Raw genomic sequence first — 25,537 nt, 5'->3', positions numbered from 1 at the left:
GCCGGGCCGATGACCGCGAGCGCGGGGCGCCGCCCGTCCGACGGGCGGCGCCCCGTCGTCGTCCCGGCCGGTGCGGACGGGCCCCGCCGAGGGGGCCGCAGGGCCCTCAAGCCCTGCTCATCGATCTCATAGGGGGCTCACGACCAACTGCTATTGTCGGCCGTAATCCAGCCCCACCAGTGGAAAGCGGGACCAACTCATGTCGAGGGCGCCGCAGTTGTCGGTCGTCATGCCGATCTACAACGAGCAGGAGGCGCTTCCGCTGACTGTTGCGCGCCTGCGTCCCATCCTGGACGGGCTCGGGGTCGACTACGAGGTGGTCGGTGTCGACGACGGCAGCACCGACGCCACCCCGGTGCTGATGCAGAAGATCCGGCAGGACTGGCCCGAGTTCCGGATCATCCGGTTCTCCCGCAACTCCGGGCACCAGGCCGCGCTCAAGGCCGGCCTCCACCGGGCGTTCGGCGACTACGTGGTGAGCATCGACGCGGACCTCCAGGACCCGCCGGAGAAGATCCCGGAGATGCTCGCGCTCGCCCGCGAGGAGAACCTCGACATCGTCTACGGGGTGCGCGGGGACCGCGGGACGGACAGCTTCTTCAAGCGGCGCACGGCCGGCGCCTACTACTGGCTGATGCGCAAGCTCGTCGGCAAGCGGATGCCCAGCCAGGCCGGCGACTACCGGCTGCTCAGCCGGGCGGCGGTGGACGCGCTGAAGGCGCTGCCCGAGCACCAGCCGGTCTACCGGCTGCTGGTGCCGTGGCTGGGCTTCCCCAGCGGGGAGGTGGTCTACGTCCGCGAGGAGCGGGTCGCCGGCGCCACCCACTACCCGCTGGCCAAGATGGTGCGGCTCGCCCTCGACAGCATCACCAACTTCTCGGCCACCCCGCTGCGGCTGGCCACCTGGCTCGGGCTGCTGAGCTTCCTGGTCTGCATCTGCCTGGCGATCTACACGACCGTCGCGTGGGCGATCGGCTCCACGGTGCCCGGCTGGTCCTCGCTGTTCATCGGGATGCTCTTCATCGGCGCCGTCCAGCTCAGCTGCGTCGGCATGCTCGGCGAGTACGTCGGGCGGATCTACTCGGCCGTCCAGGCCCGCCCGGCGTACTTCATCGGCTACGACTCGGCCGAGGAAGAACGGGACGGAAACTCCCGATGACCTTCACCGGCGAACCGGTCCGGCCGCCCGAGGCGGGCCGGACCACCCGGCGCCAGCTGCCGTCCTTCCTGGTCATCGGCGTTCTGAGCACCCTCTTCTACCTGCTGCTCTACGTGGCCGCGCGCTGGTTCACCGGCGCGCAGGCGGCCAACCTGATCGCGCTCGCCGTGAGCGCGGTCGCCAACACCGCCGCCAACCGCCGTTTCACCTTCGGGATCACCGGCAACGAGGGCGCCCTGCGCCACCAGCTCCAGGGCGCGGTGGCCTTCCTGATCGGGCTCGGGCTCAGCAGTGGCGCGCTCGCCCTGCTCGACGCGCTGGTACCGGACGCCTCCCGGCCGGTCGAGGTGGCCGGGCTGGTGGTGGCCAACGGGCTCGCCACGGTCGCCAGGTTCCTGCTGCTGAAGGTCTGGGTGTTCCGCGGCCGCTGAGCCCGCCGCGGCGCCGGTCCGACGCCCCAAGCCCAAGGGCCCGGCCGCAGTCGATGCGGCCGGGCCCTTGTCGGCAGTCCCGGATCAGGCCTGGTAGGCCTTGCTCAGGCCCGCGGTGAACTCCTTGACGGCCTTGTAGTCCGGCAGCAGGCCGCCGGCCAGGGCCTCGGCCAGCGAAGGCGCCTGGGCGTCCTTCGCGGAGAGCTGCGGGGCGTCGGCCGGCCACTCGATGCCGAGGTCCGGGTCGAGCGGGTGCACGCCGTGCTCACCGGTCGGGTTGAACGTCTCGGAGCACAGGTAGCTGAGCGTCGCGTCGTCGCTGAGCGCGCAGAATCCGTGGCCCAGGCCCTCGGAGATGTAGACGGCCTTGCGCTCGTCCTCGTCGAGCCGCACGCCCTCCCAGCGGCCGAAGGTCGGCGAGCCGACCCGCAGGTCCACGATGACGTCCAGCACCGCGCCGCGCACGCAGGTCACGTACTTGGCCTGGCCGGGCGGGACGTCGGCGAAGTGGATGCCGCGCACGACACCGCGGCTGGAGACCGAGAGGTTGGCCTGGGCCAGCCGCAGCGGGTGGCCGACCACCTCGGCCAGCTTGTCGAATCGGAACCACTCGGTGAACAGACCACGGGGATCGCCGTGCAGCTGGGGCGTGATCTCCCAGGCGCCCTCGATGGACAGCTCGTTGAACTTCACCGCGCGCTCTCCTCGTCCAGCAGTGCCACCAGGTACTGGCCGTAGCCGCTCTTGAGCAGCGGCTCGGCGAGCTCACGCAGCTGCGCGTCGTCGATCAGGCCGGCCCGCCAGACCGCCTCCTCGATGCAGCCGATCTTGAAGCCCTGGCGCTCCTCGATGACCCGGACGAACTCCGAGGCCTGCACCATCGAGACGAACGTGCCGGTGTCCAGCCAGGCGGTGCCCCGGTCGAGGATCGTCACGTGGAGGTCGCCGGCCTGGAGGTAGGCCTCGTTGACGGCGGTGATCTCCAGCTCGCCGCGGGCGCTGGGCTTCAGGCCGCGGGCGATCTCGACCACGCGGTTGTCGTAGAAGTACAGGCCGGGAACGGCGTAACGGGACTTGGGCTCGGTCGGCTTCTCCTCGATGGAGATGACCTGGCCGTCCTCGTCGAACTCCACCACGCCGTACGCGGTCGGGTCGGCCACCGGGTAGGCGAAGACCCGGCCGCCCTTGGCGTCGGTGTGCTCGGCGAGCCGGGTGCCGAGGCCGCTGCCGTGGAAGATGTTGTCGCCGAGGATCAGCGCGACGGGCTCGTCGCCGATGAAGTCCGCGCCCAGCACGAAGGCCTGGGCGATGCCCTCGGGGCGTTCCTGGACGGCGTACTCCAGGCGGAGACCGAACTGGGAGCCGTCGCCCAGCAGGCGCTCGAACTGCTCCCTGTCGTTCGGGGTGGTGATGATCAGGATCTCGCTGATCCCCGCCATCACAAGGGTCGAGAGGGGGTAGTAGATCATCGGCTTGTCGAAGACCGGGAGGAGCTGCTTCGACACCGCCCGGGTCAGCGGCCAGAGCCGCGAGCCGGTGCCGCCGGCCAGAAGGATTCCACGCATGCGTGCACCTTATTCGAGTCCCGAGCGGCGGGTGAGGCCCGGGTCGGTGGGGGCGCCGGCGCGACGGTAGACTACGCCGCACTATGCGCATCCTCGTGACCGGCGGTGCCGGCTTCATCGGTTCTGAATTCGTCCGCCAGCTCCTGGGCGCCGACACCACTGACCAGATCACTGTCTTCGACAAGCTCACGTACTCGGGCGTCGAGGCCAACCTGGCGCCGGTGGCGGGCCACAGCGGCTACTCCTTCGTCCGGGGTGACATCTGCGACGTCGACGCCGTCGACCAGGTCATGCCCGGCCATGACGTCGTCGTCCACTTCGCGGCCGAGTCCCACGTGGACCGCTCGATCGCGGGTGCCGGCCCCTTCGTGCTGACCAACGTCGTCGGCACCCAGGTCCTGCTGGACGCCGCCCGCAAGCACGGCGTCGGCCGCTTCGTGCACATCTCCACCGACGAGGTGTACGGCTCGATCAACGAGGGCTCCTGGACGGAGGAGTGGCCGCTGGTGCCGAACTCCCCGTACTCGGCCTCCAAGGCCTCCTCGGACCTGCTGGCGCTGGCATACCACCGCACGCACGGCATGGACGTCGTGGTGACCCGCTGCTCCAACAACTACGGGCACTACCAGTTCCCGGAGAAGGTCATCCCGCTGTTCACCACCAACCTGATCGACGGCAAGAAGGTGCCGCTGTACGGCGACGGCGGCAACGTCCGCGACTGGCTGCACGTCTCGGACCACTGCCGGGGCATCGAGCTGGTCATGCGCGGCGGCCGCGCCGGTGAGGTCTACAACATCGGCGGCGGCACCGAGGCCACCAACAAGGAGCTCACCGGCCTGCTGCTCGAGGCCGCCGGCGCCGGCTGGGACATGGTCGAGCACGTCGCCGACCGCAAGGGCCACGACCTGCGCTACTCGATCGACATCAGCAAGATCCGCGAGGAGCTCGGCTACGAGCCGCAGGTCCGCTTCGAGGACGGCCTCGCCGCCACCATCGCCTGGTACCGCGAGAACCGCGCCTGGTGGGAGCCGCTGAAGACGAAGGCGGCTCTGGAGAAGTGACCGCCAACGCCTCCGGCCAGGTCCGCTGGCTCGTCACCGGCGCGGGCGGCATGCTCGGCCAGGACCTGCTCGCGGTCCTGGCCGCCGACGGGTCCGCCGAGGTCACCGCCGTGGGCCGGGCCGACCTCGACATCACCGACGCGGCGGCCGTGCTGGCCGCCGTCGAGGGCCACGACGTCGTCGTCAACTGCGCGGCCTGGACCAACGTCGACGGCGCCGAGAGCGCCGAGGAGGCCGCCACCGCCGTCAACGGAACCGGCGTGCGCCACCTGGCCGCCGCCTGCGCCAAGACCGGTGCCCGGCTGCTGCACGTCTCCACCGACTACGTGCTGCCCGGCGACGCCACCGAGCCGTACGCCGAGACCGCGCCGACCGGCCCGGTCAACGCCTACGGCCGCAGCAAGCTGGTGGGGGAGCAGGCCGTGGCCGAGCTCCTCCCGGAGCACGGCTACGTCGTGCGCACCGCGTGGCTGTACGGCGAGCACGGCAAGAACTTCGTCGCCACCATGCTCAGGCTCGCCACCCAGCGCGACACCCTCGACGTGGTCGAGGACCAGCAGGGCCAGCCGACCTGGTCGCTCGCCCTCGCGCGGCACCTCGTCGCGCTCGGCCTGGCCGCGCTCGCCGGACGGGCCCCGGCCGGGGTCTACCACGGCACCGGCAGCGGCCGGACCACCTGGTTCGGGCTGGCCCGTGAGACGTACCGGCTGAGCGGGCTGGACCCGGAGCGGATCCGCCCGACCACCTCCGCGGCCTTCGTCACCCCGGCCGTCCGGCCCGCGTTCAGCGTGCTGGGCCACGAGCGCTGGGCGGCCGCGGGCCTGAGCCCGCTGCCCGACTGGCGTGACCAACTCGCCGAGGCGCTCGGCACGCCCGTCTTCACCGAACTGGCCACCGCGGCCCGGACGACCGAGAGCGACAGATCTCAGTGAAGAATCCGCTGACGAAGGTGGCCGCCGCGCTACCGCCGGGAACCCTGGCGGTGGCCGGCGGCACCGTCGTGCTCGGCGCCGCCTCGTACATCCACCTCGGTGTGGCGGGCCACAGCCTGTCGGTCGACGACATGGCGAACGTCTCACTGCTCTGGACGATCGTGATGTCCGTCGGCATCGGCGTGTTCTTCCCGATCGAGCAGGAGCTCACCCGGATCGTCGCGGCCCGGGCCGCCCTCGGCCACGGCGCCACCCCGGTCCTGCGCCGGGCCACCCTGCTGACGGGGGCGATCCTCGGCACCGTCCTGCTCGCGCTGGGCGCCGGCTCCGGGAAGATCGCCGACGTGATGTTCCACGGCGACCGCTCGCTGGTGCTCGCGCTGGGCGGAGCGTTCGCCGGCATGGCGGTCTGCTACCTCACCCGCGGCGTGCTGGCCGGCCTCGGCCGCTTCGGCGCCTACGGCACGCAGCTCGGCATCGACGGCGGTCTGCGGATCGGGCTCGCCTTCGCCTGCGGCCTCGCCGGCGTGCACTCCGCCCTGGCGTTCAGCCTGATCCTCGCCGTCGCGCCGATCGCCGCCACCCTGGTGACGCTGCCCGCGCTGCTGCGGGTGGTCAAGCCCGGGCCCCGGATCCCCTGGTCCGAGCTCTGCTCCGGGCTCGGCCTGCTGATCTGCTCGACCCTGCTCTCCCAGGTCGTGGTGAACGCCGCCGTGGTGAGCACCAAGCTGCTCGCCCCGTCGGACTCGGCCCTGATCGCGGCGCTGCTCAACGCGCTGGTGCTGGCCCGGGTCCCGCTGTTCGTGTTCGGCTCGCTGCAGGCCTCGCTGCTCAACGGGCTGTCCGCGGCGATCGCGGTCGGCGACCGCGCGGCCTTCACCGGCATGCTCCGCCGGATCGGCGCCGTGGTCGGCCTGCTGGGCCTGCTCGGCGGGATCCCGGCGGTGGCTCTCGGCCCCTGGCTGATCCAGGTGCTGTTCGGCGCCAAGCCGGTGCTCGGCTGCCTCGACTTCTTCTGGATGTCCGCCGGAACCGTGGCGTACATGTTCGCGATGGTGCTCGGCCAGGCGCTGATGGTATTCAAACGGCACAACCTCCAGCTGCTCTGCTGGGCGGTCGGCACCGTGGTCCTCGCCGGGGTCACCTTCCTGCCGGGCGAGGTGTCCACCCGCGTGATCCTGGCCTACGCGGCCGGATCGGTGGCCACCGTGCTCGGTATGCTGGCGGCGCTCAGGCGCAGCTTCCCCGGTTCGACGGCGAGCCAGGCCGGTTCCGCGCAGAGCACGTCGGGTCAGGCTGTGTCTACCCTGAGTGCCGGGGTGGTCGGCGAATGACCGCATCGGCCCCCGATATACAGATTGCCGCGCACGAGCGCGGGCGACACCCCGAACATGGAGCCCCCGTGTCCCAGTACGACGATGTCTGGCTGGTGATCCCGGCCTACAACGAAGGCCAGGTGATCGCTGACGTTGTGGAGGGAGCGCGCAAGACGTTCCCCAACATCGTTGTGGTCGATGACGGCAGTGCGGACGACTCCGCCAAGCACATCATGACCACCGGTGCGCACCTGGTGCGGCACCCGGTCAACCTCGGCCAGGGCGCGGCGCTGCAGACCGGCCTCGCCTACGCGCTCGCCCAGCCCGACGCCAAGTACTTCGCCACCTTCGACGCGGACGGCCAGCACCAGACCGCCGACGTCGAGAAGATGGTCGCGGTGCTCCGTGCGGGCGAGGCCGACGTGGTCCTCGGCTCGCGCTTCATCGAGCAGAACGGCCAGGTGCCGTGGATCAAGCGGGTCGTCCTGCGGACCGCCGCGACGGTCAGCCCCACCGCGCGCAAGCTCAAGCTCACCGACTCGCACAACGGCCTGCGGGTCCTCAACCGTGAGGCGGCCAGCCGGCTGCGGATCACCATGAACGGCATGGCCCACGCCTCGGAGATCGTCAGCTTCCTGGCCGGAGCCGACCTCCGGGTGGCGGAGCTCCCGGTCGACATCCTCTACACCGACTACTCACGCGCCAAGGGTCAGTCCCTGATCAACGGCGTCAACATCATCTTCGACATTTCGCTTCGGGAGCGTGGCCGCCGATGAACTACTTCTGGATCCAGCTGGTTCTGATCTTGGGCGCGGTCTCCCTTGCGTTCATGTTCATCCGGCGCTGGGACGCAGCGAACACCCGGGCCTGGAAGCGCATCGCCTTCTCCGTCTTCGTGATCGCGAACATCTACGCGATCCTGCGCCCCGGCGACGTGACCTGGATCGCGCACAAGATGGGCGTCGGCCGCGGCACCGACCTGGTGCTGTACGTGATGGTCCTGGCCATGGGCTTCCTGACGCTGAACACCTTCCTGCGTTTCCGCTCGCTGGAGAAGAAGCTCACCGACCTCGCCCGCACCGTGGCGATCAACGAGGGCGCCCGGCTGAACGAGGAGCGGTTCGACCTGGACCTCCCGGTCTCGGCCCCGGCCGACCGCAGCGGAGTCTGACCGTCATGGCCACCTTCGAGTTCATGCTGCCGTACTACGGCGACGTGGCCCTGATGCAGGCCGCGGTACGCAGCATCCTGGGCCAGAGCGACCCGGACCTCCGGCTCACCGTCGTCGACGACGGCAAGGAGCCGGACGTCCCGGGCTGGTTCGCCGAGCTCGGTGACGACCGGGTGCGGTACCTGCGCAACGAGCAGAACCTCGGGATCACCAAGAACTTCCAGAAGTGCGTGGAGCTCTCCACGGCCGACCACGTGGTCATCATGGGCTGCGACGACCTGCTGCACCCGCACTACCTGGAGACCGTCCGGGCGATCCTCAAGGACAACCCGGACCTGGGCATGGTGCAGCCGGGCGTCGAGGTGATCGACGGCGACGGTGTGGTCACCTACGGCCTGGCCGACAACGTGAAGGGGAAGCTGTACGCCCCGAACGTCAAGGGCCGGCGCCTGATGGGCGGCGAGGAGCTGGCGGCCAGCGTGCTGCGCGGCAACTGGCTGTACTTCCCGTCGATCTGCTGGCGGGGCGAGGCCCTGCGCGCGGTCAACTTCCGTGACGAGTACTCGGTGATCCAGGACCTGGCGCTGGTGGTCGACCTGCTGGAGCGCGGCGAGTCGATGATGGTGGACAACACCACCACCGTCTTCCAGTACCGCCGGCACGCGGTCAGCGAGTCGTCGGTGCAGGCCTTCTCGGGTACCCGCTTCACCGAGGCGGAGCGCTACTTCAACGCGGTGGCCGAGCGGATGGACGCCCGTGGCTGGCCCAAGGCGGCACGTGCGGCCCGGGTGCGCAGTGCCTCGCGCTTCCACGCCATCACGATGCTCCCGGGCGCCCTGCGCCGGGGCCAGAGCGCCGGCGTGAAGGTCCTGGCGCGGCACGCCTTCACCGGCGGCCAGCGCCACGAGGGCTGACCGGGGACCGAACCGCCGCTCCGGCCTCCGGAGCAGGGCGTCGAACGGAGAAGAGCCCGGCCCCGCTGCTCAGGCAGCGGGGCCGGGCTCTTCGCGTTCCCCGGTGGCGGGTCAGTCGGCCAGCAGGGTCATCACGGTGCCGACCACGCCGGCGGCCTTGGGCCGGACCGGGAAGGGGTTGGACGTGGGGCAGCCCAGCGTGCCCTGGTCGGGCGGGCTGACGAGCTGGGAGGAGAGGTCGACCGGCTTCTGGCAGTGGTTGTTCGGCGCGTACTTCGAGCAGTGTCCGTCGGGGCCGGCGGTGGTCTGGGCGTACCAGGCGAGGTCGCTGGGAGAGCTGCCCTGCTGGTTCGGCGTGGACTTGTCGGCGGTGGCCGAGTCGCCGCCCTGGGGGTGCGGCACGGCCGCGTCGGCGGTGGCCGACTCGCCGCCCCGGTGGTTCGGCATGAACTTGTCGACGGTGGCCGAGCCGGCCATCCCGAACAGCAGGCCGAGGCTGCAGAGCGCGCCGACGGCGACCGCGCGCGGGGTGAACCGGGGGAGCACCCGGGCCGTACCGGCCGGCGCGGCCCGGTCGCGGCCGGCGCCCCACCGGCGGGCGGCCAGGTAACAGGCGAGGCCGGTGAGCAGGAGCGTGCAGTGGAGCAGCTGGGCGCTGGTGCGCGGGTACAGCATGACCGCCTGGTCCCGCTCCATGTGGGAGGCGAACCAGTAGCGCATGACCAGGGCGCTGGCCGCGCACGCGGCGGCGACGAGGACCGACGGGCGGTCGATACCGAGGGCCAGGGCGATGCCGAGGCCGGCGAGCAGGACGATCGAGAAGAGCCCGACCCCGCCGAGCTCGCCCGGCAGCGGCCAGGTGCTCCAGGCTTCCGAGCCCGGAAGGTCGTCGCGCCACATGGCGAAGTAGGTGGGTTCGACGTAGGTGTCGAAGTAGCAGTACCGGTCGACGGTCGAGCCGGCCGAGGAGAGCAGGCGCACCAGATAGGTGCCCGCGACCGCGAGGAAGACCGCGGAGGCGGTGAGGATGGTGGTGCCCGCCGTCACCAGGGCCTGGGTCCCGGCGTCCCGCCGGACCCGGAGCACCACCGCGACCGTCAGCACGACGATGCCGAGCGCGGACCAGACGAACCAGCCCGAGTAGAGGATGAACAGCAGGCCGATCGCCAGGCCCAGCGCGCCGCCCTGGAACGCGGCGCGCCTGCGCGGGAGTTCGGCGGAACGCTGGAGCACCTGTATCAGCTTGCCGAGCAGCGGTACGAGGGCGACCAGGACGAGGTTGGTGTACGGCTTGTAGGGCTGCATCATCGGCAGCGACGCGGTGACGCCGATGCCCAGCGCCCACAGCGGCGGGAGCAACAGCCGCCAGGACAGGTAGGCGACCGGGCCGAGCAGGGCCGTGAAGAGGAGGCAGACCAGCTTCATGGCGTGGCCGGCGTCGCCGCCGGTGAAGTACTCGGCCGTCCAGGCCACCAGGTGCGGGAACATCGGGGGGTAGGCGCCGTCGAGCGGCTTGCCGTCCATCAGGGCGCCGGCCCAGGCCTGCAGCGCGCCCGCGTCACCGCCCTGCCCGTTGAGCGGCCAGGTGGTGTCGCGCAGCGCGAGCGAGATGCCGGACGCGGTGACGCCGGATGCGAGCCCGGCGACGCCCGCCGCCGCGAACCGCAGCGGCGCTTCGGGCCACCGGCGCATGGCCGGGATGCAGACCAGCAGGATGACGCCGAGCAGCACCAGCAGCTGGAGCTGCAGTGCGGCGAGGCCGCTGACCTGCCCGATCCGGGTCATCGGGTCCAGTTCGATGAACCGGGCGAGGTAGGTGATCAGCAGTGACGCCGCGACGGCGACCAGGCCCTCGGCTACCAGGAGACGGACGCCGACGTGCCCGTCTCGCGTCCCGCCCCTGTGCGGCAGGGGGCTCCGCTGGTGATCGGCCGCGACGGACGCGGTCTGGAGGCTCGTCACTGCTGGGTCCTTAGTGGCCGGGGTGGGTCCGGTTGGAGACGGACCGACAGGAGCATCCGGGGCTGGTCACTCACTTGCTCGATTGATTCTGCCAGGGGGTGATCACGCCACCTCCCGCCGGTTCGGCTGCTGGGCGGGCGGTCCGCGACCGGCCGATGGCAAAGTGCGCGCAAAATGGCGGAAAGCCGTCAGGGCCCCTGTCCAGCACGCGATTTCTGCGCAGAACGCGGTCTGACGGCCGCTTGGTCACGCTGGCCCGGGCCAGGGGTGCATGGCAGACTTCGGTGGCGATCCGGAGGGATGGTGGTGACATGTCCACAATCCGTACCGACTTCTCCCGCGGGTCGGGCCCGGCCGCGTCGTAGTCGCCCGGGCCCGCGGTGCGGCGCGGCCGGTGATGAGGCCCGGCCGCCCGCTCGATATGACGGTGAACTGTATATGCTTTTCGCTGGCTGGTGGGGTATACCTGTGCGATACGCCTCCCCGGCCCCGGCTCAGGAGTGTTCCGCCCCCGCCGGCCGAAGCACCCGGGGCGCCGGTACTGGTAGTGGTGTCCCGGCACGCTTTCACCGGGCGGTACTGTCCACAGGGGCCGAACCCCGCCCGGCACCGCTCAGCAGACGTCCGCAGCCCTATGGAAGTGAAGCGACATGACCGATCTGGCAACCGACCGGCCCAGCGGATCGGAGCTTTCCCCCGACGGGAGCGGCACGACCCGCTCCGACGGCGCGGCGGCCGGCTCGCCCGGCGACCGGTGGATCGACCGCCGCTGGGTGCTGGTGGCCGGTGAGGTCCTGGTCAGCGTGGTGGCGGCCCTGGGCTTCACCCTTCTCTGCCGGCACATCAGCGTGAACCCGATGAACCGGATCGGACAGGTCAGTGGCCTGGCCAAGATCCAGCAGTACGCGGCGATGGTCGGCCTGCCGATTCTGGGGGTGCTGGTCTATACCGCCTACCGGGGCGGACTGCGTCGGCACGCGCTGGTCCAGCGGCTGGTCTGCGCGGCCCTGGCGGGCCTGGCGACCGGCGTCGTCGCCGGCGGCGTGGTCGTCGCCCTGCGCGGCACCCCCTGGCCCCTCGGCGGCCAGGAGGGCGACCCGAGCGTGCTCGTCGACATGGCGACGTCGATGATGCACGACAAGGGCCTCTCCGGCGTCTACCCGCCGCTCTTCCCGGCCGCGGTGGCGCTCTGGTCGGAGATCCGTTACGGCGGGGTCGGCGGCGCCGGCTTCGCCCTGCACGACCTGCAGATCGTCTGCAGCGCCCTGGTCGGACCGATGAGCTACCTGGCCTGGCGGCTCATGCTGCGGCCGTTCTGGGCGCTGGCCATCGCCGTTCCGTCCGCGCTGGTGTTCCTGGACCCGATCCGCCCGTACAGCCACGTGACGATGATCGTCCTGCTGCCGCTGCTGGCGGCCTGCCTGCGTGAGCTGCGCCGGGCGGGGGAGCAGTCGACCCGGTCGCTGCTGCTGCGCGGCGCGGGCTTCGGCATCGTCTTCGGCGTGCTCTTCCTCTGGTACTCGGGCTGGTACCTGTGGTCGGCGCCGGGCGTCTTCCTGCTGACCCTCTTCGTCTTCCCGTGGCGGCGCGGCCGGCAGACCGTCCGCCGGGGCCTGGTGTTCCTGGCCACGACCGTGGTGACCGCCGGGGCCATCGGCTCCCCGCTGCTGTACCAGATCGTGAAGCTCGGCGCCGACACCCCGGACCGGTACGCCTACATCGTCAACTACGTCGACCCGGCGTACGTGCTCGGCTGGATGTCGGACCGCAACGGCCAGCTGACCTACCACAACTGGCCGCAGTCGGGCGAGCTGGCCGGCCAGACCGGCTTCGCGATCATGCTGATCACGGCGGTCGGCATCGGGGTGGGCCTGGGCCTGCGCAGCATGGTGGTCCGGGTGGCGGCGGCGGTGCTGGCCGGTGCCTGGCTGCTGCGGTTCTGGTTCGCCTCGCACATGGCGCACTCGCAGATGATCCAGCTGTACCCGCGGACCACCTGGATCATCATGTACTGCCTGCTGATCCTCGCCGTGGTGGGCCTGATGACCGGCCTGGAGCGTGGCGCCGGCTGGCTGGAGCGGACTCTGCGCTCCAGCGGCCGCACCGCCGAGGGGCCGGCCATCCCGGTCCGGGTCACCCGGCAGCTGGCCGCCGGCCTGATCTGCGCGATGGCGCTGTTCGCGACGATGGGCGCCTCCTGGTCGGTGGACCGCTACATGCCGCAGGCGGAGTCCACCAACAGCATGGGCCTGGACGCCTGGCGGGCTCACACCATCAAGAAGAAGGACGGCACCTGCCCGAAGTTCTCCCCGGTGGCGAAGTGCGCGGACATCATCACCAAGGACTGGAAGCCGGAGACGGACAAGGGCTTCATCTGGTGCGCCAACGTGAGCACCGAGGACTGGCCGGCGGTCTGCGGCCGGGAGGCCCCCTGGCTGAAGGAACAGAAGAAGTAGTCCGCACGTGCGGGACCGGGGCCGGTGAGGGAGACCTCACCGGCCCCGATTGGCTTTGTTGCTGCTCCATGTGGCAGTATGTCCAAGTTGCTCGGTTGAGTGCCGATGCTGCGCGCCTCCCGCCGGGAGGACTGGAAGCGAGTCCCAAGTACTCGTCGTTCCCGTGATGGCCGTTCATGTGTTCACGTGAAATGTGTGAACGCAGTGGTGTGAAGTCGACACCGCGGCAGCTGCGGGGCGGACGTACGGGAATCTTCCGGGAAGCGTGGGCGGGGCCTCGATCCGGCGCCTGGTGGGTGCAAGACCTCACCGATCCCGTGGGAAATCCGCAGAGGGAAACCTCGTGCCGGATTTTTTGCAAGCGACAGGGCGACACGCCCGAGCGCGGGGGTCGGAGGTAACCACCCAGGGGCACCACCGGACACAGTCCACCTGGATGAATCCGGCCGTAGAAGCAGCAGACGACACAAAGGACTACTGAGTAGCCATGGCGGGACAGAAGATCCGCATCCGGCTCAAGGCCTACGACCACGAGGTGATTGACTCCTCGGCGAAGAAGATCGTCGAGACCGTCATTCGCACTGGTGCGCAGGTCGCGGGCCCGGTGCCGCTGCCCACTGAGAAGAACGTGTACTGCGTCATCCGCTCGCCGCACAAGTACAAGGACTCGCGCGAGCACTTCGAGATGCGCACTCACAAGCGTCTGATCGACATCCTCGACCCCACGCCGAAGACGGTTGACTCGCTGATGCGTCTCGACCTGCCGGCTGGTGTCGACATCGAGATCAAGCTCTGAGAGGCACACCGAAGATGGCTAAGCAGATTAAGGGCATCCTGGGCGAGAAGCTCGGCATGACCCAGGTCTGGGACGAGAACAACCGGATCGTTCCGGTGACCGTCGTCAAGGCTGGGCCCAATGTCGTGACCCAGGTCCACACCGCCGACAGCCCGGCCGGCTACGACGCCGTCCAGATCGGCTTCGGCGAGATCGACCCCCGCAAGGTGAACAAGCCCCTCGCGGGTCACTTCGCCAAGGCCGGTGTCACCCCGCGTCGCCACCTGGTCGAGCTCCGTACCGCGGACGCGTCCGAGTACACCCTGGGCCAGGAGATCACCGCGGAGCTGTTCGAGGCGGGTGTCAAGGTCGACGTGACCGGCACCTCCAAGGGCAAGGGCTTCGCCGGTGTCATGAAGCGCCACAACTTCCGGGGCCTCGGCGCCGGTCACGGTGTGCAGCGCAAGCACCGCTCGCCCGGCTCGATCGGTGGCTGCGCCACCCCGGGTCGCGTGTTCAAGGGCGTACGGATGGCCGGCCGGATGGGCCACGAGCGTGTGACCACCCAGAACCTGACCATCCATGCCGTTGACGCGGAGAAGGGGCTGCTCCTGATCAAGGGCGCAATCCCGGGCCCGAACGGCGGCCTCGTCCTCGTCCGCACCGCGGCGAAGGGGCTGTGAGGATATGAGCACCATTGACATCCTGTCGCCCTCGGGCGACAAGACCGGCAGCCTCGAGCTGCCGGCCGAGATCTTCGACGCGAAGGTCAGCGTTCCGCTGATGCACCAGGTCGTCGTGGCGCAGCTCGCTGCGGCCCGTCAGGGCACCCACAAGACCAAGACTCGTGGCGAGGTCCGCGGCGGCGGCAAGAAGCCGTACCGCCAGAAGGGCACCGGCCGCGCCCGTCAGGGCTCGACCCGTGCGCCGCAGTTCGCCGGCGGTGGCGTTGTGCACGGTCCCGTGCCGCGCGACTACTCGCAGCGGACCCCGAAGAAGATGATCGCCGCCGCCCTGCGCGGTGCGCTCACCGACCGGGCCCGCCACAACCGCATCCACGTCATCACCGACGTGACCGCGACCGAGGCGCCGTCGACCAAGGCCGCCAAGAGCCTGTTCGGCAAGATCACCGAGCGCAAGAACGTCCTCCTGGTCGTCGAGCGTGCGGACGAGCTGGGCCTCAAGTCCGCTCGTAACCTGCCGAACGTGCACATCCTGGACGCCGGTCAGCTGAACACCTACGACGTGCTCGTCTCCGACGATGTGGTCTTCACCCAGGCCGCCTTCGAGCGTTTCGTGGCCGGTCCGGCCGCGTCCGCCAAGGCCGTTGCCGCTGAGGGCGAGCTCGAAGGGAGCGCCGCCTGATGAGCGACGTTACGAGCAAGACGTTCACGGACCCCCGTGACGTCCTGGTGAAGCCGGTCATCTCCGAGAAGAGCTACAGCCTTCTCGACGAGAACAAGTACACGTTCATCGTGTCGCCGGGCGCCAACAAGACCCAGATCAAGCAGGCCGTCGAGGCGGTCTTCTCGGTCAAGGTCGAGGCTGTCAACACGATCAACCGTCAGGGCAAGCGCAAGCGCTCCAAGACGGGCTTTGGCAAGCGCAAGGACACCAAGCGCGCCATCGTGACGCTGGCCGAGGGCAACCGCATCGACATCTTCGGTGGTCCGGTCTCCTAACGGAGATCGTGATCGTCGATAAGGACGAGGACGAGAGAGCCAAATGGGCATCCGCAAGTACAAGCCGACTACGCCGGGCCGTCGTGGCTCCAGCGTGGCCGACTTCGTAGAGATCACGCGGTCCACGCCGGAGAAGTCGCTGGTTCGCCCCCTGCACAGCAAGGGCGGCCGTAACAACGCCGGTCGGATCACCGTTCGCCACCAGGGTGGCGGACACAAGCGCGCCTACCGCGTGATCGACTTCCGTCGTCACGACAAGGACGGCGTGCCGGCCAAGGTCGCGCACATCGAGTACGACCCGAACCGCACCGCGCGCATCGCGCTCCTGCACTACGCGGACGGCGAGAAGCGCTACATCATCGCGCCGCGCGGCATCGCGCAGGGTGACCGGATCGAGAACGGCGCTGGCGCCGACATCAAGCCCGGTAACAACCTGCCGCTTCGCAACATCCCGGTCGGTACGACCATCCACGCGGTGGAGCTGCGTCCCGGTGGCGGTGCCAAGATGGCCCGCTCCGCCGGTGCCGGCATTCAGCTGCTGGCGCGTGAGGGCAAGATGGCGCACCTGCGCATGCCCTCCGGTGAGATCCGCCTGGTCGACGCGCGCTGCCGCGCGACCGTCGGCGAGGTCGGCAACGCCGAGCAGTCGAACATCAACTGGGGCAAGGCCGGCCGTATGCGCTGGAAGGGCGTCCGCCCGACCGTGCGTGGTGTGGCCATGAACCCGATCGACCACCCGCACGGTGGTGGTGAGGGTAAGACCTCCGGTGGTCGCCACCCGGTCTCGCCGTGGGGCCAGAAGGAGGGTCGCACTCGTAGCCCGAAGAAGGCTTCGAACGCCCTCATCGTGCGCCGCCGCAAGACCAACAAGAAGCGCTAGGAGCAGGTCAGATGCCGCGCAGTCTCAAGAAGGGCCCCTTCATTGACGGCCACCTTCTCAAGAAGGTGGACGCGCAGAACGAGGCGGGTACCCAGAACGTCATCAAGACCTGGTCCCGTCGCTCCGTGATCTTCCCGGCCATGCTCGGCCACACGATCGCGGTGCACGATGGCCGTAAGCACGTCCCGGTGTTCGTCACCGAGTCGATGGTCGGCCACAAGCTCGGCGAGTTCGCGCCGACGCGTACCTTCCGCGGTCACGTCAAGGACGACCGCAAGTCGAAGCGTCGCTAGTCGCCGGCGAGATTACCGACTCAATGACTGACACCAGCAAGGGGACAACCATGGAAGCCAGGGCCCAGGCGCGGTACATCCGCGTCACGCCCATGAAGGCCCGCCGCGTGGTGGACCTCATCCGTGGCCTGAACGCCACGGAGGCCCAGGCGGTCCTGCGTTTCGCTCCGCAGGCCGCGACCGTGCCGGTCGGCAAGGTGCTCGACAGCGCCATTGCCAACGCCGCGCACAACTACAACCACTCCAACGTGGACGACCTCGTCATCAGCGAGGCGTACGTTGACGAGGGCCCGACCCTGAAGCGGTTCCGTCCGCGCGCCCAGGGCCGTGCCTACCGGATCCGCAAGCGGACCAGCCACATCACCGTGGTCGTCAGCAGCAAGGAAGGGACCCGGTAATGGGCCAGAAGGTTAACCCGCACGGGTTCCGCCTCGGCATCAGCACGGACTTCAAGTCCCGCTGGTACGCCGACAAGCTGTACAAGGACTACGTCAAGGAAGACGTCGCCATTCGTCGCATGATGACGAAGGGCATGGAGCGCGCCGGCATCTCCAAGGTCGAGATCGAGCGCACCCGCGACCGCGTCCGCGTTGACATCCACACCGCTCGCCCCGGCATCGTCATCGGCCGCCGTGGCACCGAGGCCGACCGCATCCGCGGCGACCTCGAGAAGCTGACCGGCAAGCAGGTCCAGCTGAACATCCTCGAGGTCAAGAACCCCGAGCTGGACGCCCAGCTCGTGGCTCAGGGCGTCGCGGAGCAGCTGTCCTCCCGCGTCTCCTTCCGCCGCGCCATGCGCAAGTCGATGCAGGGCACCATGAAGTCCGGCGCCAAGGGCATCAAGGTCCAGTGCTCCGGTCGTCTCGGCGGCGCCGAGATGAGCCGTTCGGAGTTCTACCGCGAGGGCCGTGTGCCGCTGCACACCCTGCGCGCGAACGTCGACTACGGCTTCTTCGAGGCCAAGACGACCTTCGGCCGCATCGGCGTGAAGGTCTGGATCTACAAGGGCGACGTCAAGAACATCGCCGAGGTCCGCGCTGAGAACGCCGCTGCCCGCTCGGGCAACCGTCCGGCCCGTCCCGAGGGTGGTCGTCCCGCCCGCGGTGGCGAGCGCCGTGGTGGCGAGCGTGGTGGCCGTGGCCGTCGTCCCGCCACCGAGGCCCCCGCGTCTCAGGGGGCCCCGGCGACGGTCGACACGCCGGCTGCCGAGAACACCGGAACGGAGGCCTGACCCAATGCTGATCCCCCGTCGGGTCAAGCACCGCAAGCAGCACCACCCGAAGCGCCGTGGCGCCTCCAAGGGTGGCACCGAGCTCGCCTTCGGCGAGTACGGCATCCAGGCCGTCACCCCGGCCTACGTGACGAACCGGCAGATCGAGTCCGCTCGTATCGCCGTCACCCGTCACATCAAGCGTGGCGGCAAGGTCTGGATCAACATCTACCCGGACCGTCCGCTCACCAAGAAGCCGGCCGAGACCCGCATGGGTTCCGGTAAGGGTTCGCCCGAGTGGTGGATCGCGAACGTGCACCCGGGTCGGGTCATGTTCGAGCTGTCGTACCCCAACGAGAAGGTGGCTCGTGAGGCGCTGACCCGCGCAGCTCACAAGCTCCCGATGAAGTGCCGGATCATCCGGCGCGAGGCAGGTGAGAGCTGATGTCGGCCGGCACCAAGGCTGCTGACCTCCGCGAGCTGGACAACGAGGGTCTCGTTGCCAAGCTCCGTGAGGCCAAGGAGGAGCTGTTCAACCTCCGCTTCCAGGCGGCGACCGGGCAGCTCGACAACCACGGACGGCTCAAGCTCGTCCGTAAGGACATCGCGCGGATCTACACCCTGATGCGCGAGCGCGAGCTGGGCATCGAGACGGTGGAGAACGCCTGATGACTGAGAACACCAACGAGACGCGCGGTTTCCGCAAGACCCGTGAGGGCCTCGTCGTCAGCGACAAGATGGACAAGACCGTCGTCGTCGCCGTCGAGGACCGCGTCAAGCACGCGCTGTACGGCAAGGTCATCCGCCGTACGAACAAGCTGAAGGCGCACGACGAGGCGAACGCCTGCGGCATCGGCGACCGGGTCCTCCTCGCGGAGACCCGCCCGCTGTCCGCGACGAAGCGCTGGCGCGTCGTCGAGATCCTCGAGAAGGCCAAGTAACGAAGTTGATGCGGTACGGCCGTATGTGCACCAGGCCCCTTGCGGGCGCTGGTGTGAGCAGCGGCCGGCCCGTCAGCTCTCGTTGACGATCAGGAGAAAGCTGTGATCCAGCAGGAGTCGCGACTGCGTGTCGCCGACAACACGGGCGCGAAGGAAATCCTTTGCATCCGCGTTCTCGGTGGCTCCGGTCGCCGCTACGCCGGTATCGGGGACGTCATCGTCGCCACCGTCAAGGACGCGATCCCCGGCGGTTCGGTGAAGAAGGGTGACGTCGTCAAGTGCGTCGTCGTCCGTACCGTGAAGTCGCGCCGTCGTCCCGACGGTTCGTACATCCGGTTCGACGAGAACGCCGCTGTCGTTCTCAAGAACACCGACGGTGACCCCCGCGGTACCCGCATCTTCGGCCCGGTGGGCCGCGAGCTGCGCGACAAGAAGTTCATGAAGATCATCTCGCTTGCGCCGGAGGTGCTCTAACCCATGGCGAACAGCATGAAGATCAAGAAGGGTGACCTGGTCCAGGTCATCACCGGCAAGGACCGCGGCAAGCAGGGCAAGGTCATCCAGGCCATGCCCGCCGAGAACAAGGTCCTGGTCGAGGGTGTGAACCGGGTCAAGAAGCACACCAAGCCGGGCCCGGGCACTCAGGGTGGCATTGTCACCGTCGAGGCCCCGGTGCACGTCTCCAACGTCCAGCTGGTCGTGGAGAAGGACGGCAAGAAGGTCGTCACCCGCGTTGGCTACCGCTTCGATGACGAGGGCAACAAGATCCGCGTTGCCAAGCGAACCGGTGAGGACATCTGATGTCTGAGACGTCTGTTGAGAAGGTGACCCCCCGCCTCAAGGAGCGTTACAACTCCGAGATCAAGGGTCAGCTGCAGGAGCAGTTCTCGTACGAGAACGTCATGCTGACGCCCGGCCTGGTCAAGGTCGTCGTCAACATGGGTGTCGGCGAGGCCGCCCGTGACAGCAAGCTGATCGAGGGCGCGATCCGCGACCTGACCGCGATCACCGGTCAGAAGCCGGCCGTGACCAAGGCTCGCAAGTCCATCGCGCAGTTCAAGCTGCGCGAGGGCCAGCCGATCGGCACCCACGTCACCCTCCGTGGTGACCGCATGTGGGAGTTCCTGGACCGTCTGGTGACGCTGGCCCTGCCGCGTATCCGTGACTTCCGTGGTCTCTCCCCCAAGCAGTTCGACGGCCGTGGCAACTACACCTTCGGTCTGACCGAGCAGGTTATGTTCCACGAGATCGACCAGGACAAGGTCGACCGTCAGCGCGGTATGGACATCACCGTCGTGACCACCGCTCAGACCGACGACGAGGGCCGGGCGCTCCTGCGTGCTCTGGGCTTCCCGTTCAAGGAGGCGTGAGCCAATGGCGAAGAAGTCCCTCATCGCGAAGGCCGAGCGGAAGCCGAAGTTCGGCGTCCGGGCCTACACCCGGTGCCAGCGCTGCGGCCGTCCGCACTCGGTGTACCGCAAGTTCGGCCTCTGCCGTGTGTGCCTCCGTGAGATGGCCCACCGCGGCGAGCTGCCGGGCGTGACCAAGAGCTCCTGGTAGTCAGGACCTCGCGGTAACGCCATAGCGAAGCAGGTGTGCCCGATCCCACAGCGCCCCTTTTTGGGGCTACGTACGGAATCCCGTAAGGTAGTGAGGTCGGGCCCCCTGTCGCGGGAGCTCCATAGCTGCCGTCGACCCTCTTCGGAGGGCTCGCACCCAGTCTTACGACGCCGCAGGTCCCCTGCGTCTGTGCCCCTGCCGCACTCCTCGGAGTGCGGCAGGGGGACCTGGCGCGGAGAAACCACGGCGAGAGAGGCCTGAGGCCATCATGACCATGACCGACCCCATCGCAGACATGCTCACGCGTCTGCGTAACGCGAACTCGGCGTACCACGACACCGTGGCGATGCCGGCCAGCAAGATCAAGGCGCACGTCGCCCAGATCCTGCAGCAGGAGGGGTACATCTCCTCCTACAAGGTTGAGGAGCCCGTTGAGGGCGAGGTCGGCAAGAAGCTGACCATCGAGCTCAAGTTCGGCCCCAACCGTGAGCGCTCGATCGCTGGCATCAAGCGGATCAGCAAGCCGGGCCTGCGGGTCTACGCAAAGTCCACTAACCTGCCGAAGGTTCTCGGCGGCCTGGGCGTGGCGATCATCTCCACGTCCTCCGGTCTCCTCACCGACAAGCAGGCTGCCAAGAAGGGCGTAGGCGGAGAAGTTCTCGCCTACGTCTGGTAATTCGGGAAACGGAGGTACAGCAATGTCGCGCATTGGACGGCTGCCCATCCCGGTTCCCGCCGGCGTGGACGTCACCATCGATGGCCAGGCGGTCTCGGTGAAGGGCCCGAAGGGCTCCCTCACCCACCACGTCGCCGCGCCGATCGAGATCGGCAAGGGCGAGGACGGCACGCTGCTCGTCACCCGCCCCAACGACGAGCGTCTGTCGAAGGCCCTGCACGGCCTTTCCCGCACGCTGGTGGCGAACATGATCACCGGCGTGACCGCGGGCTACCGCAAGTCGCTGGAGATCAGCGGCGTCGGCTACCGAGTTCTGGCGAAGGGCTCCAACATGGAGTTCCAGCTGGGCTACAGCCACCCGATCCTGGTCGAGGCCCCTGAGGGCATCACCTTCGTCGTCGAGTCGGCCACCAAGTTCCACGTGGACGGTATCGACAAGCAGAAGGTCGGCGAGGTCGCCGCAAAGATCCGCAAGCTGCGCAAGCCCGACCCGTACAAGGCCAAGGGCGTCAAGTACGCGGGCGAGGTCATCCGCCGCAAGGTCGGAAAGAGTGGTAAGTAAGCGATGAGCGTCTCTGTCAAGATCGGCAAGGGCAACGCCTACAAGAGCGCCGCTCGCAAGCGCCGCGCGATCCGCGTTCGCAAGCGCGTCGTCGGCACCGAGGTGCGTCCGCGCCTCGTCGTGACGCGCTCGAACCGTCACATGGTCGCCCAGGTCATCGACGACGCCAAGGGTCACACCCTGGCGTCGGCGTCCACTCTCGACGTGTCCATCAAGGGCGTCGAGGGCGACAAGACCGAGCTGGCCAAGAAGGTCGGGAGCCTGGTCGCCGAGCGCGCCAAGGCCGCCGGCATCGAGTCGGTCGTCTTCGACCGCGCGGGCAACCGGTACGCAGGCCGCATCGCCGCTCTGGCCGATGCTGCCCGTGAGGCCGGGCTCGACTTCTAAGCCGCTCGTCGGCTCAGTCGACGGACGTAATCGAGAGAGGTAATTCCAATGGCTGGACCCCAGCGCCGCGGTAGCGGCGCCGGCGGCGGCACCGGCGGTGGCGAGCGGCGCGACCGTAAGCGTGACGACCGGGGTAACGCCCCCGCCGTCGAGAAGACCGCTTACGTCGAGCGTGTCGTTGCGATCAACCGTGTCGCCAAGGTTGTCAAGGGTGGTCGTCGTTTCAGCTTCACCGCGCTGGTCGTGGTGGGCGACGGTGACGGCACCGTGGGTGTCGGTTACGGGAAGGCGAAGGAGGTTCCGGCCGCCATCGCCAAGGGTGTTGAGGAGGCCAAGAAGAACTTCTTCAAGGTCCCCCGTATCCAGGGCACCATCCCGCACCCGATCCAGGGCGAGAAGGCTGCCGGCGTCGTGCTCCTGAAGCCGGCTGCCCCCGGTACCGGTGTTATCGCCGGTGGCCCGGTGCGTGCCGTGCTGGAGTGCGCCGGTATCCACGACATCCTGTCGAAGTCGCTCGGCTCCGACAACGCGATCAACATCGTGCACGCCACCGTGGCCGCTCTGAAGGGCCTCGTGCGCCCCGAGGAGATCGCCGCCCGTCGTGGCCTGCCGCTGGAGGACGTGGCTCCCGCCGCTCTGCTGCGGGCTCGTGCTGCAGGGGTGAGCGCCTGATGGCTCGCCTGAAGATCACGCAGACCAAGTCCTACATCGGCAGCAAGCAGAACCACCGCGAGACGCTGCGCTCGCTGGGTCTGAAGCGCATGCACGATGTGGTCGTCAAGGAGGACCGTCCCGAGATCCGCGGGATGGCCCAGACCGTGCGTCACCTCGTCACGGTCGAGGAGGTGGACTGAGATGGCTGACTCGCCGATCAAGGTGCACAACCTGCGTCCCGCCCCGGGTGCCAAGACCGCCAAGACCCGTGTCGGTCGTGGTGAAGGCTCCAAGGGTAAGACCGCCGGTCGTGGTACCAAGGGCACCAAGGCCCGCTACCAGGTTCCGCAGCGCTTCGAGGGTGGCCAGATGCCGCTCCACATGCGCCTGCCGAAGCTGAAGGGCTTCAAGAACCCGTTCAAGATCACGTTCCAGGTTGTCAACCTCGACAAGCTGGCCGAGCTCTACCCGCAGGGTGGCGAGGTCACCGTCGAGGGCCTGGTCGCCAAGGGCGCGGTTCGCAAGAACTCCCTCGTCAAGGTGCTCGGCACCGGCGAGATCTCGGTTGCCCTGCAGGTGACGGTGGACGCCGTCTCCGGCTCCGCCGCCGAGAAGATCACCGCCGCCGGCGGTACCGTCACCGAGCTCGTCTGAGCCCGCTGACTTCCCACGAGCCCCGCACCTCCTCCGGGAGGTGCGGGGCTCGTGCTTTTCCCGCCGCCGCCCGGCCCGCTCCCCGGTAGGTGCGGGCCTCGTTCTTTTGTGTGGCAAACCCGGGCATCCCGTACCCCGTGAGTGGGGGAGGGGCCGTACGCGCTTCTTTCGAGTGGCCGCGCACTGTTAGAGTCCGTGGAGTTCCCTTGTAGGCTGCGCGTAGGCTCGCCTGTGCCGTCTGTACGGGGGCCCGAACCGAAAACTCCCCATTCAGGACCGACCCTCCCGCCGACGACGCGCGGGAGGCGCAGGAGGCACCGTGCTCAGTGCGTTCGCGCGGGCGTTCCAGACGCCCGACCTGCGCAAGAAGCTGCTGTTCACGCTGGGCATCATGGTGCTGTTCCGGCTGGGTTCGCACATCCCGGTACCCGGGGTGGACTTCCAGGCCGTCAACGCCTGTGTGAAGGCGTCCAAGAACAGCGGTCTGTTCGGGCTCGTCAACCTGTTCAGCGGTGGCGCGCTCCTCCAGCTGACGATCTTCGCGCTCGGCATCATGCCGTACATCACCGCCAGCATCATCCTCCAGCTCCTCACCGTCGTGATCCCGCGGCTCGAGGCGCTGAAGAAGGAGGGGCAGGCCGGCACCGCGAAGATCACCCAGTACACCCGGTACCTGACCATCGCGCTCGCCGTGCTCCAGGGCACCGGCATCGTGGCGACGGCCTCCAGCGGCGCGCTGTTCTCGAACTGCCCCGTGGGCAACCAGGTCGTGCCGGACACCGGGGTGTTCCGGATCGCCGTCATGGTCCTCACGATGACCGCCGGCACCACGTTCATCATGTGGCTCGGCGAGCTGATCACCGACCGCGGCATCGGCAACGGCATGTCGCTGCTGATCTTCACCTCGATCGCGGCGCAGTTCCCGTCCTCGATGTGGGCGATCAAGACGTCCGGCACCATCGGCGGCGGCTGGGTCGAGTTCCTCTCCGTGGTCGCGGTCGGCGTCATCGTTGTGATGCTGGTCATCTTCGTGGAGCAGGCCCAGCGCCGGATCCCCGTCCAGTACGCGAAGCGGATGATCGGGCGGCGGGCCTTCGGCGGCACCTCGACCTACATCCCGCTCAAGGTGAACCAGGCCGGTGTCATCCCGGTCATCTTCGCCTCGTCCCTGCTGTACATCCCCGCGCTGGTGGTCCAGCTGACCAACAGCCAGGCGAGCTGGGCGGTCTGGATCAGGACGAACTTCGTCAAGGGTGACCACCCGATCTACATGGCGACCTACTTCCTGCTGATCGTCTTCTTCGCCTTCTTCTACGTCGCGATCTCCTTCAACCCCGAAGAAGTTGCCGACAATATGAAGAAGTATGGTGGGTTCATCCCGGGCATCCGGGCCGGCCGACCGACGGCCGAGTACCTGAACTACGTGCTCACCCGCATCACGTGGCCGGGTTCGCTCTACCTGGGCCTGATCGCGTTGATCCCGATGATCGCCCTGGTCGCCTTCGGACAGCAGACCAACTTCCCGTTCGGCGGCACCAGTGTTCTCATCGTCGTCGGCGTCGGACTCGAAACTGTGAAGCAGATCGAGAGCCAGCTCCAGCAGCGCAATTACGAAGGGTTCCTCCGCTGATGCGTATCGTCCTCGTCGGGCCTCCCGGGGCCGGGAAGGGTACTCAGGCGCACCTGCTCGCCAAGACCCTGTCCATCCCCCACATCTCCACCGGCGACCTGTTCCGCGCCAACATCGGTCAGGGCACCCCGCTGGGGCTCGAGGCCAAGAGCTACATGGACGCGGGTCGCCTGGTGCCGGATGAGGTCACCATCGGGATGGCCAAGGACCGCATGCTCCAGCCCGACGCCGCCAAGGGCTTCCTGCTCGACGGCTTCCCCCGCAACCTCGGCCAGGCCAAGGCGCTGGACGAGTTCCTCGCGGAGCAGGGCATCGCGCTGGACGGCGTGCTGGACCTCGAGGTCCCCGAGGACGAGGTCGTCCGGCGCATCGCCGGCCGTCGGCTCTGCCGCAACGACGGCGGCCACGTGTTCCACGTGGACTACAACCCGCCGAAGACCGCGGGCGTCTGCGACGAGTGCGGCGGCGAGCTGTACCAGCGCTCGGACGACACCGAGGAGAAGGTGCGCACGCGCCTGGAGGTCTACCACACGGAGACCGAGCCGATCATCGACTACTACGCCCAGCAGGGCCTGGTGGCGACGATCCCGGCCCTCGGCAAGGTGGACGAGGTCACCCAGCGCGCGATCGGGGCGCTGAAGCAGGACAGCTGAGTTTCCGGACACG

Annotated in this window: 35 protein-coding genes; 32 read left to right on the top strand and 3 right to left on the bottom strand. The window is 68.7% G+C overall.

From position 1 onward, the window contains the following. Window positions 1-199: 199 nt before the first annotated feature. Both ACZ5WK_RS21165 and ACZ5WK_RS21160 read left to right on the top strand, forming a co-directional pair. Complete coding sequence (locus ACZ5WK_RS21165; protein WP_465548907.1) at window positions 200-1,159, top strand: glycosyltransferase family 2 protein; 960 nt, start codon at window positions 200-202, stop codon at window positions 1,157-1,159. Further along, on the top strand, window positions 1,156-1,590 hold the full coding sequence (locus tag ACZ5WK_RS21160; RefSeq protein WP_465548905.1) for a GtrA family protein: 435 nt from the start codon (window positions 1,156-1,158) through the stop codon (window positions 1,588-1,590). Before ACZ5WK_RS21165 ends, ACZ5WK_RS21160 begins: the two co-directional genes overlap by 4 nt. Before the next feature lie 84 nt (window positions 1,591-1,674). On the opposite strand, the gene rfbC is transcribed toward ACZ5WK_RS21160, so the two are convergent. Then, entirely contained in the window at window positions 1,675-2,283 is a 609-nt protein-coding gene (rfbC, locus tag ACZ5WK_RS21155) for a dTDP-4-dehydrorhamnose 3,5-epimerase (RefSeq protein ID WP_465548903.1), read from the bottom strand. Continuing rightward, window positions 2,280-3,155, bottom strand: a complete 876-nt coding sequence (gene rfbA, locus ACZ5WK_RS21150) for a glucose-1-phosphate thymidylyltransferase RfbA (RefSeq protein WP_465548902.1) — start codon at window positions 3,153-3,155, stop codon at window positions 2,280-2,282. Before rfbA ends, rfbC begins: the two co-directional genes overlap by 4 nt. A gap of 83 nt (window positions 3,156-3,238) precedes the next feature. On the opposite strand from rfbA, the gene rfbB reads away from it, so the two are divergent. The 6 genes from rfbB to ACZ5WK_RS21120 all read left to right on the top strand — a co-directional run bounded on the left by rfbB (window position 3,239) and on the right by ACZ5WK_RS21120 (window position 8,549). After that, entirely contained in the window at window positions 3,239-4,216 is a 978-nt protein-coding gene (gene rfbB, locus ACZ5WK_RS21145) for a dTDP-glucose 4,6-dehydratase (protein WP_396321468.1), read from the top strand. After that, on the top strand, window positions 4,213-5,148 hold the full coding sequence (gene rfbD, locus ACZ5WK_RS21140; RefSeq protein WP_465548900.1) for a dTDP-4-dehydrorhamnose reductase: 936 nt from the start codon (window positions 4,213-4,215) through the stop codon (window positions 5,146-5,148). Before rfbB ends, rfbD begins: the two co-directional genes overlap by 4 nt. Beyond that, window positions 5,145-6,482 carry a lipopolysaccharide biosynthesis protein gene (locus ACZ5WK_RS21135; protein WP_465548898.1) on the top strand — a complete coding sequence of 446 codons (1,338 nt, stop codon included), beginning with the start codon at window positions 5,145-5,147 and terminating at the stop codon, window positions 6,480-6,482. The genes rfbD and ACZ5WK_RS21135 overlap by 4 nt, the downstream gene beginning before the upstream one ends. A gap of 68 nt (window positions 6,483-6,550) precedes the next feature. After that, window positions 6,551-7,240: a glycosyltransferase family 2 protein gene (locus ACZ5WK_RS21130; protein WP_209414059.1), complete on the top strand. Its 690-nt coding sequence runs from the start codon at window positions 6,551-6,553 to the stop codon at window positions 7,238-7,240. After that, window positions 7,237-7,635: a DUF2304 domain-containing protein gene (locus tag ACZ5WK_RS21125; protein ID WP_396321465.1), complete on the top strand. Its 399-nt coding sequence runs from the start codon at window positions 7,237-7,239 to the stop codon at window positions 7,633-7,635. Before ACZ5WK_RS21130 ends, ACZ5WK_RS21125 begins: the two co-directional genes overlap by 4 nt. Before the next feature lie 5 nt (window positions 7,636-7,640). Next, window positions 7,641-8,549 (top strand): glycosyltransferase family 2 protein, encoded by a 909-nt coding sequence (locus tag ACZ5WK_RS21120; RefSeq protein WP_465548895.1) that lies wholly within the window; start codon window positions 7,641-7,643, stop codon window positions 8,547-8,549. 111 nt (window positions 8,550-8,660) lie between these two features. Here ACZ5WK_RS21120 and ACZ5WK_RS21115 read toward each other — a convergent pair whose 3' ends face one another. Then, window positions 8,661-10,511, bottom strand: a complete 1,851-nt coding sequence (locus ACZ5WK_RS21115) for a hypothetical protein (protein WP_465548893.1) — start codon at window positions 10,509-10,511, stop codon at window positions 8,661-8,663. A gap of 650 nt (window positions 10,512-11,161) precedes the next feature. On the opposite strand from ACZ5WK_RS21115, the gene ACZ5WK_RS21110 reads away from it, so the two are divergent. From ACZ5WK_RS21110 to ACZ5WK_RS20995, 24 genes are all read left to right on the top strand, one after another. Next, on the top strand, window positions 11,162-12,967 hold the full coding sequence (locus ACZ5WK_RS21110) for a hypothetical protein (RefSeq protein WP_465548891.1): 1,806 nt from the start codon (window positions 11,162-11,164) through the stop codon (window positions 12,965-12,967). Between the two features lie 487 nt (window positions 12,968-13,454). Then, window positions 13,455-13,763, top strand: coding sequence for a 30S ribosomal protein S10 (gene rpsJ, locus ACZ5WK_RS21105; RefSeq protein ID WP_012785157.1), 309 nt, complete (start codon window positions 13,455-13,457; stop codon window positions 13,761-13,763). Window positions 13,764-13,777: 14 nt separating this feature from the next. Continuing rightward, window positions 13,778-14,425 (top strand): 50S ribosomal protein L3, encoded by a 648-nt coding sequence (gene rplC / locus ACZ5WK_RS21100; RefSeq protein WP_380435912.1) that lies wholly within the window; start codon window positions 13,778-13,780, stop codon window positions 14,423-14,425. Window positions 14,426-14,429: 4 nt separating this feature from the next. Beyond that, window positions 14,430-15,107: a 50S ribosomal protein L4 gene (rplD, locus tag ACZ5WK_RS21095; RefSeq protein ID WP_396321461.1), complete on the top strand. Its 678-nt coding sequence runs from the start codon at window positions 14,430-14,432 to the stop codon at window positions 15,105-15,107. Continuing rightward, a complete protein-coding gene (gene rplW, locus ACZ5WK_RS21090) occupies window positions 15,107-15,424 on the top strand; it encodes a 50S ribosomal protein L23 (RefSeq protein ID WP_030280768.1) in 318 nt (105 codons plus the stop codon). The genes rplD and rplW overlap by 1 nt, the downstream gene beginning before the upstream one ends. A 43-nt stretch (window positions 15,425-15,467) precedes the next feature. Further along, window positions 15,468-16,304 carry a 50S ribosomal protein L2 gene (rplB, locus tag ACZ5WK_RS21085; protein ID WP_063348968.1) on the top strand — a complete coding sequence of 279 codons (837 nt, stop codon included), beginning with the start codon at window positions 15,468-15,470 and terminating at the stop codon, window positions 16,302-16,304. An 11-nt stretch (window positions 16,305-16,315) separates the two neighbouring features. Continuing rightward, complete coding sequence (gene rpsS / locus ACZ5WK_RS21080; RefSeq protein WP_030055821.1) at window positions 16,316-16,597, top strand: 30S ribosomal protein S19; 282 nt, start codon at window positions 16,316-16,318, stop codon at window positions 16,595-16,597. 50 nt (window positions 16,598-16,647) lie between these two features. Continuing rightward, a complete protein-coding gene (gene rplV / locus ACZ5WK_RS21075; RefSeq protein ID WP_045304593.1) occupies window positions 16,648-16,995 on the top strand; it encodes a 50S ribosomal protein L22 in 348 nt (115 codons plus the stop codon). Then, window positions 16,995-17,828, top strand: coding sequence for a 30S ribosomal protein S3 (gene rpsC, locus ACZ5WK_RS21070; protein ID WP_465548887.1), 834 nt, complete (start codon window positions 16,995-16,997; stop codon window positions 17,826-17,828). The genes rplV and rpsC overlap by 1 nt, the downstream gene beginning before the upstream one ends. A 4-nt stretch (window positions 17,829-17,832) precedes the next feature. Further along, window positions 17,833-18,252: a 50S ribosomal protein L16 gene (rplP, locus tag ACZ5WK_RS21065; protein ID WP_030393299.1), complete on the top strand. Its 420-nt coding sequence runs from the start codon at window positions 17,833-17,835 to the stop codon at window positions 18,250-18,252. Next, window positions 18,252-18,476: a 50S ribosomal protein L29 gene (rpmC, locus tag ACZ5WK_RS21060; RefSeq protein WP_063348970.1), complete on the top strand. Its 225-nt coding sequence runs from the start codon at window positions 18,252-18,254 to the stop codon at window positions 18,474-18,476. Before rplP ends, rpmC begins: the two co-directional genes overlap by 1 nt. Then, window positions 18,476-18,748: a 30S ribosomal protein S17 gene (rpsQ, locus tag ACZ5WK_RS21055; protein WP_030055826.1), complete on the top strand. Its 273-nt coding sequence runs from the start codon at window positions 18,476-18,478 to the stop codon at window positions 18,746-18,748. Before rpmC ends, rpsQ begins: the two co-directional genes overlap by 1 nt. A gap of 102 nt (window positions 18,749-18,850) precedes the next feature. Beyond that, window positions 18,851-19,222, top strand: a complete 372-nt coding sequence (gene rplN, locus ACZ5WK_RS21050) for a 50S ribosomal protein L14 (protein WP_030393301.1) — start codon at window positions 18,851-18,853, stop codon at window positions 19,220-19,222. Window positions 19,223-19,237: 15 nt separating this feature from the next. Further along, window positions 19,238-19,549 carry a 50S ribosomal protein L24 gene (gene rplX / locus ACZ5WK_RS21045; RefSeq protein ID WP_030055828.1) on the top strand — a complete coding sequence of 104 codons (312 nt, stop codon included), beginning with the start codon at window positions 19,238-19,240 and terminating at the stop codon, window positions 19,547-19,549. Continuing rightward, on the top strand, window positions 19,549-20,118 hold the full coding sequence (gene rplE / locus ACZ5WK_RS21040; protein WP_209414071.1) for a 50S ribosomal protein L5: 570 nt from the start codon (window positions 19,549-19,551) through the stop codon (window positions 20,116-20,118). Before rplX ends, rplE begins: the two co-directional genes overlap by 1 nt. Window positions 20,119-20,122: 4 nt before the next feature. Beyond that, window positions 20,123-20,308, top strand: a complete 186-nt coding sequence (locus ACZ5WK_RS21035) for a type Z 30S ribosomal protein S14 (RefSeq protein WP_030393303.1) — start codon at window positions 20,123-20,125, stop codon at window positions 20,306-20,308. Between the two features lie 268 nt (window positions 20,309-20,576). Then, complete coding sequence (gene rpsH, locus ACZ5WK_RS21030) at window positions 20,577-20,984, top strand: 30S ribosomal protein S8 (RefSeq protein WP_030232489.1); 408 nt, start codon at window positions 20,577-20,579, stop codon at window positions 20,982-20,984. Between the two features lie 22 nt (window positions 20,985-21,006). Next, a complete protein-coding gene (gene rplF, locus ACZ5WK_RS21025; RefSeq protein ID WP_329488120.1) occupies window positions 21,007-21,546 on the top strand; it encodes a 50S ribosomal protein L6 in 540 nt (179 codons plus the stop codon). A gap of 3 nt (window positions 21,547-21,549) precedes the next feature. Continuing rightward, entirely contained in the window at window positions 21,550-21,933 is a 384-nt protein-coding gene (rplR, locus tag ACZ5WK_RS21020; RefSeq protein ID WP_209414075.1) for a 50S ribosomal protein L18, read from the top strand. A gap of 48 nt (window positions 21,934-21,981) precedes the next feature. Beyond that, window positions 21,982-22,605, top strand: a complete 624-nt coding sequence (gene rpsE / locus ACZ5WK_RS21015) for a 30S ribosomal protein S5 (RefSeq protein ID WP_030055834.1) — start codon at window positions 21,982-21,984, stop codon at window positions 22,603-22,605. Then, window positions 22,605-22,787 (top strand): 50S ribosomal protein L30, encoded by a 183-nt coding sequence (gene rpmD, locus ACZ5WK_RS21010; RefSeq protein WP_030300409.1) that lies wholly within the window; start codon window positions 22,605-22,607, stop codon window positions 22,785-22,787. The genes rpsE and rpmD overlap by 1 nt, the downstream gene beginning before the upstream one ends. 1 nt (window position 22,788) lies before the next feature. Next, window positions 22,789-23,241, top strand: coding sequence for a 50S ribosomal protein L15 (rplO, locus tag ACZ5WK_RS21005; RefSeq protein ID WP_396321459.1), 453 nt, complete (start codon window positions 22,789-22,791; stop codon window positions 23,239-23,241). A gap of 319 nt (window positions 23,242-23,560) precedes the next feature. Then, window positions 23,561-24,871: a preprotein translocase subunit SecY gene (gene secY / locus ACZ5WK_RS21000; protein WP_465548881.1), complete on the top strand. Its 1,311-nt coding sequence runs from the start codon at window positions 23,561-23,563 to the stop codon at window positions 24,869-24,871. Then, the gene (locus ACZ5WK_RS20995) at window positions 24,871-25,524 is read left to right on the top strand and encodes an adenylate kinase (protein WP_465548879.1); all 654 of its coding nucleotides are present in this window, start codon (window positions 24,871-24,873) and stop codon (window positions 25,522-25,524) included. The genes secY and ACZ5WK_RS20995 overlap by 1 nt, the downstream gene beginning before the upstream one ends. Window positions 25,525-25,537: the final 13 nt, after the last annotated feature.

Source organism: Kitasatospora sp. NPDC032757 (genome assembly GCF_055579305.1).
Note: the sequence above shows the minus strand (reverse complement) of the source record. Positions and strands in the feature narration are given on the sequence as shown.

Bases quoted from the DNA above. Each gene is read 5' to 3' on its own strand.
- rplW (WP_030280768.1), top strand. From the start codon at position 15,107: ATGAGCGACGTTACGAGCAAGACGTTCACGGACCCCCGTGACGTCCTG.
- rpsS (WP_030055821.1), top strand. From the start codon at position 16,316: ATGCCGCGCAGTCTCAAGAAGGGCCCCTTCATTGACGGCCACCTTCTC.
- rpsH (WP_030232489.1), top strand. From the start codon at position 20,577: ATGACCATGACCGACCCCATCGCAGACATGCTCACGCGTCTGCGTAAC.
- rplX (WP_030055828.1), top strand. From the start codon at position 19,238: ATGAAGATCAAGAAGGGTGACCTGGTCCAGGTCATCACCGGCAAGGAC.
- rpmC (WP_063348970.1), top strand. From the start codon at position 18,252: ATGTCGGCCGGCACCAAGGCTGCTGACCTCCGCGAGCTGGACAACGAG.
- ACZ5WK_RS21120 (WP_465548895.1), top strand. From the start codon at position 7,641: ATGGCCACCTTCGAGTTCATGCTGCCGTACTACGGCGACGTGGCCCTG.
- rplC (WP_380435912.1), top strand. From the start codon at position 13,778: ATGGCTAAGCAGATTAAGGGCATCCTGGGCGAGAAGCTCGGCATGACC.
- rpsJ (WP_012785157.1), top strand. From the start codon at position 13,455: ATGGCGGGACAGAAGATCCGCATCCGGCTCAAGGCCTACGACCACGAG.
- ACZ5WK_RS21110 (WP_465548891.1), top strand. From the start codon at position 11,162: ATGACCGATCTGGCAACCGACCGGCCCAGCGGATCGGAGCTTTCCCCC.
- rplR (WP_209414075.1), top strand. From the start codon at position 21,550: ATGAGCGTCTCTGTCAAGATCGGCAAGGGCAACGCCTACAAGAGCGCC.
- rplF (WP_329488120.1), top strand. From the start codon at position 21,007: ATGTCGCGCATTGGACGGCTGCCCATCCCGGTTCCCGCCGGCGTGGAC.
- rpsE (WP_030055834.1), top strand. From the start codon at position 21,982: ATGGCTGGACCCCAGCGCCGCGGTAGCGGCGCCGGCGGCGGCACCGGC.
- rfbB (WP_396321468.1), top strand. From the start codon at position 3,239: ATGCGCATCCTCGTGACCGGCGGTGCCGGCTTCATCGGTTCTGAATTC.
- rfbA (WP_465548902.1), bottom strand. From the start codon at position 3,155: ATGCGTGGAATCCTTCTGGCCGGCGGCACCGGCTCGCGGCTCTGGCCG.
- rplB (WP_063348968.1), top strand. From the start codon at position 15,468: ATGGGCATCCGCAAGTACAAGCCGACTACGCCGGGCCGTCGTGGCTCC.
- ACZ5WK_RS21035 (WP_030393303.1), top strand. From the start codon at position 20,123: ATGGCGAAGAAGTCCCTCATCGCGAAGGCCGAGCGGAAGCCGAAGTTC.
- rplE (WP_209414071.1), top strand. From the start codon at position 19,549: ATGTCTGAGACGTCTGTTGAGAAGGTGACCCCCCGCCTCAAGGAGCGT.
- rplD (WP_396321461.1), top strand. From the start codon at position 14,430: ATGAGCACCATTGACATCCTGTCGCCCTCGGGCGACAAGACCGGCAGC.
- ACZ5WK_RS21125 (WP_396321465.1), top strand. From the start codon at position 7,237: ATGAACTACTTCTGGATCCAGCTGGTTCTGATCTTGGGCGCGGTCTCC.
- rplO (WP_396321459.1), top strand. From the start codon at position 22,789: ATGGCTGACTCGCCGATCAAGGTGCACAACCTGCGTCCCGCCCCGGGT.
- ACZ5WK_RS20995 (WP_465548879.1), top strand. From the start codon at position 24,871: ATGCGTATCGTCCTCGTCGGGCCTCCCGGGGCCGGGAAGGGTACTCAG.
- rplV (WP_045304593.1), top strand. From the start codon at position 16,648: ATGGAAGCCAGGGCCCAGGCGCGGTACATCCGCGTCACGCCCATGAAG.
- rpsC (WP_465548887.1), top strand. From the start codon at position 16,995: ATGGGCCAGAAGGTTAACCCGCACGGGTTCCGCCTCGGCATCAGCACG.
- ACZ5WK_RS21165 (WP_465548907.1), top strand. From the start codon at position 200: ATGTCGAGGGCGCCGCAGTTGTCGGTCGTCATGCCGATCTACAACGAG.
- ACZ5WK_RS21160 (WP_465548905.1), top strand. From the start codon at position 1,156: ATGACCTTCACCGGCGAACCGGTCCGGCCGCCCGAGGCGGGCCGGACC.
- rplP (WP_030393299.1), top strand. From the start codon at position 17,833: ATGCTGATCCCCCGTCGGGTCAAGCACCGCAAGCAGCACCACCCGAAG.
- rpmD (WP_030300409.1), top strand. From the start codon at position 22,605: ATGGCTCGCCTGAAGATCACGCAGACCAAGTCCTACATCGGCAGCAAG.
- rpsQ (WP_030055826.1), top strand. From the start codon at position 18,476: ATGACTGAGAACACCAACGAGACGCGCGGTTTCCGCAAGACCCGTGAG.